We start from the raw sequence: 3,071 nt of genomic DNA, 5'->3' as shown, positions 1-3,071 counted from the left end.
CGTGAACGCCATGCCGGTTTTTCTTCCCGCACCGTACACGCGGCTGCGGACGTTTACCTACACCGCCGACGGCCAGCTGGGCGAAACGTTCGACACGACACCCGGTGTCACCGGCTGACCCGCCAGCACCTACCCACCTGTTCACGGAAAGGGGAGATCACGATGAGGATGCGGCGCCGCCGCAACGGCCACCGGCTTCCCCGGAAGCGACTCCTGCGGATACGCCGCTGCGCGCCGCCGGACACGCGGTCGCTGCGCGAGCGGGCGCGTGACGTGTTCCTCGACGCCCGTGACGCGTTGCGGATCGTCCTGGAAGACGAGATCGAGGCCGAGACGCGGGCCGAGTGCCCGGCGGCGAGTTGGCTTGAAGTCGAGGTCTACACCGATGAACTCGGAGAAGCCCGCGCCCGGCTGCTCGCGGTCCTCACCGACGACGGCATGGCTAGCGACGACCTCGACGCGGTCGCCGAGTCGATCTCTGAGCTTCTCGACGAGTGGGCGACCACCGCCAACGTCGACAGCACCGAGATCGTGTTCCGCCAGCTTCCCGCGCACCACTGATCTCTGTTCCACCACGCGCTATCGCGCTTTCGCCCGCCCGCGCCTACCTGCACCTGCTGCCTGACCGGGCCAGCCGGTGTGCGCGCCATCTGTTCTTTCCGCGTGAGCGAAGCGCTGGTTTCCATGGTCGCAAGATGCGCCCGATTCTGACGCCGGAGGATGGCCTACCGGGTTTCCGGTCGGCCGTCTTCTGGCCCGTCAGGGTCGAGAACACCCAAAATGGGAGTGGGAAAAGAAGATGATGGACGACTACGGGCTCGCCCTCGCGCCGACGGCTGTGACGGCCCTCCGCGACCAGTTGGCCGCTGCCAAAAGAGAGCTGACTGACGCCGCTCATTGGCGGGACGTCTACGAGCGAGCGTCTTTGCGGCTTCGCGACGAGAAGGAAGCCGCGGAGCGTCAGCACCGCGAGGACATCGCCGCCATCGGCTCGCGTCTGATCGAAGAGGCAACCGATCGCGGCTGGTGCTCCGAGTATGACGATGTTGTCGACGACCTGAACGAGAGTCTGACGGTCAAGCTTCCGGTACGAATCAAGACGTGGCGGGTCGAGGTGACGTTCGACGTGTCGGCCAGGTCCGAGGACGACGCGGACGACATCATCCGGCGCCTGTACAACGACTCGGGCAGCGACGTGACGGACTTTTACATCAACACGACCGAAGTGGCGGACTAGTCCCGCGTGAACGGTGCTCGCGGTCCCTAGCGAAAGCCGAAGCCGTCTCCCTAAAGGAGGGGGCGGGTTCGACTGTCCTTCGGGGCAAACAAATGGAAGTGGTGAAATGGACGCGGTCCAAGAATTCCCAACGACCAAGTGTGGGGAATGCGGAGGCTCCGGCGAGAAGGCCGACGAGACGACCGTCAGCAAGCGGGCTTTGGCCCGCTATCAGACCGAACCGTGCTCCTGGCTGAAGGTCGACGAGTCTAGGCCCGTGACCGGGCCGATCGCGTGCAAGTCGTGTGACGGCATCGGCCGGCAGACCAAGGCCGGACGCGCCTACACGTCTCCCGCGATGCAGGAGAAGGCGCGAGCGGGCAGAGTCGGCCGACCGTGCTACTCGTGCGATGGCACCGGGCAGCAGTGGACGCTGCCCATCCTTCGCCAGTGCCCTCACTGCCGCGGATGGGGCCGGGACATTGTTCCGGTTCCCTTCCCGGAGGCGCTGAAGATGCCGGAGGGCTTCGAGCTGACACGTTCGGCCCCGCGCGATTGGATGGCCGGCTACTACGCACAGATGGACATCGTACCGCTTCGGCGGGATCGATCTGGCACGTGGAATGAGGCGAATCTCGGCCTCGGAAGCATCGTGTCCGTGTCGGACTACGGCGACGCATGGAAGGCAAATGACGACGCCGCCTTGATTCGCAAGATCCGGGACCAGGCCGACTGGTCCGCCCAGTGGTGCAAATATGTCAGCCGTGAGACGAGGCTGCTAGCCACTCGGCTGGTCGTCCTGATTCATCGGGACGGCTACAAGACGGTGTCCGAAGCCTCCCTGGATGAGGCTAGCCGGTTGGTCCTGCCACCGACCTACACGGGCGAAGTGCTCAACGCGCCGGCCAGTATGCCCGTCGTCCCGTCGGGCGACTTGGAGAACTTCTACGGCGCGATGCTGCGTGAGCTGGCCAAGGTTGACCCGGCCGCCGCGGCATGGGACGGGGACGATTGCTCGATCGTGTGCCCCTGCGGCCGTCGATTCGAGCCGGACAGCACGTGCCCCTCCTGCGGAAACATCCTCCAGGCCCATGGCCTGATCTGACCCAAGTACCAGCGGCGAGCCGCATAGGCGGGACATCTGACGCGACCGCGCCGAGCGCCGGTATGCGCACAACAAGGGAGTTTCGGCGATGAGCCTTATCACGGACCGCGAGCCGACCGTCCTGTTTGACGAAGGCGAACGGAAGCTGACCTACCGGTGGGCCGTCCGACGGGTCGAGGACAGCCGCGACCCGGCCACGTTGGTCGTCAGGCTGAAGGTCCGCCACGCCGGCCAGAGCAAGGAGTATTACGCCGATCTGCGCAACGCCACCGAGACCGACCGGGGCTTCTCGATCGAGAAGTTCGGCTTCAACGACCCGGTGTGGAGCCGGCGCCAGCCCGTGGCGCGCTATTCCCGGCAGGGGCTGCGGGCGTTCGCCGAGCAGACTCTCGCCGCGCTGCGTCAGGCCGACTCCGAGGGCGACCAGCTGCATGTCGATCTTTCCGAGACGCCGCCCGTCGACACCGGTGAAGGCCCGGCACCCGACGCCGGCCGCTGAGTTCCCCCGTCTTCCCCGGAGATCAACGATGAGATGGCAACGGATGCGGTGCGGGCGGGTGCGGCTGGCGACCCATGGCCTTCGGAACGCGCTCGCTCGCCGGTCCGACTCACCCCAGCAGCGCGCGGACCGGCGTCGGGAGCGTGCGCGCACGGTGTTCCTGGACGCCCGCGACCAGCTGCAGATTGTCCTGGAGGACCTCATCGAGAACGCGACCCCGCGCCGCATGCCCAACCGCGACCGGTCTGGAC

4 protein-coding genes and 1 pseudogene are annotated in these 3,071 nt (G+C 66.5%); all 5 read left to right on the top strand.

Translation table 11 applies throughout. The features are described from left to right. Positions 1–162: 162 nt before the first annotated feature. A complete protein-coding gene (locus AC08OP_RS23440; RefSeq protein WP_476616151.1) occupies positions 163–561 on the top strand; it encodes a hypothetical protein in 399 nt (132 codons plus the stop codon). 241 nt (positions 562–802) lie between these two features. Continuing rightward, positions 803–1,237, top strand: coding sequence for a hypothetical protein (locus AC08OP_RS23435; RefSeq protein WP_476616150.1), 435 nt, complete (start codon positions 803–805; stop codon positions 1,235–1,237). 106 nt (positions 1,238–1,343) lie between these two features. Then, positions 1,344–2,321 (top strand): hypothetical protein, encoded by a 978-nt coding sequence (locus AC08OP_RS23430; RefSeq protein WP_476616149.1) that lies wholly within the window; start codon positions 1,344–1,346, stop codon positions 2,319–2,321. An 88-nt stretch (positions 2,322–2,409) separates the two neighbouring features. After that, positions 2,410–2,820: a hypothetical protein gene (locus tag AC08OP_RS23425; RefSeq protein WP_476616148.1), complete on the top strand. Its 411-nt coding sequence runs from the start codon at positions 2,410–2,412 to the stop codon at positions 2,818–2,820. A 28-nt stretch (positions 2,821–2,848) separates the two neighbouring features. Continuing rightward, positions 2,849–3,071, top strand: a pseudogene (locus AC08OP_RS23420) (hypothetical protein); the annotation flags it as partial.

Source organism: Frankia sp. CeRuru1, from assembly GCF_977966315.1.
This window is presented reverse-complemented; position numbering and strand designations above follow the sequence as displayed.

What these genes read in the sequence shown, in the direction of transcription:
- AC08OP_RS23430 (WP_476616149.1), top strand. Translation starts at nt 1,344, where the DNA reads ATGGACGCGGTCCAAGAATTCCCAACGACCAAGTGTGGGGAATGCGGA.
- AC08OP_RS23435 (WP_476616150.1), top strand. Translation starts at nt 803, where the DNA reads ATGGACGACTACGGGCTCGCCCTCGCGCCGACGGCTGTGACGGCCCTC.
- AC08OP_RS23440 (WP_476616151.1), top strand. Translation starts at nt 163, where the DNA reads ATGAGGATGCGGCGCCGCCGCAACGGCCACCGGCTTCCCCGGAAGCGA.
- AC08OP_RS23425 (WP_476616148.1), top strand. Translation starts at nt 2,410, where the DNA reads ATGAGCCTTATCACGGACCGCGAGCCGACCGTCCTGTTTGACGAAGGC.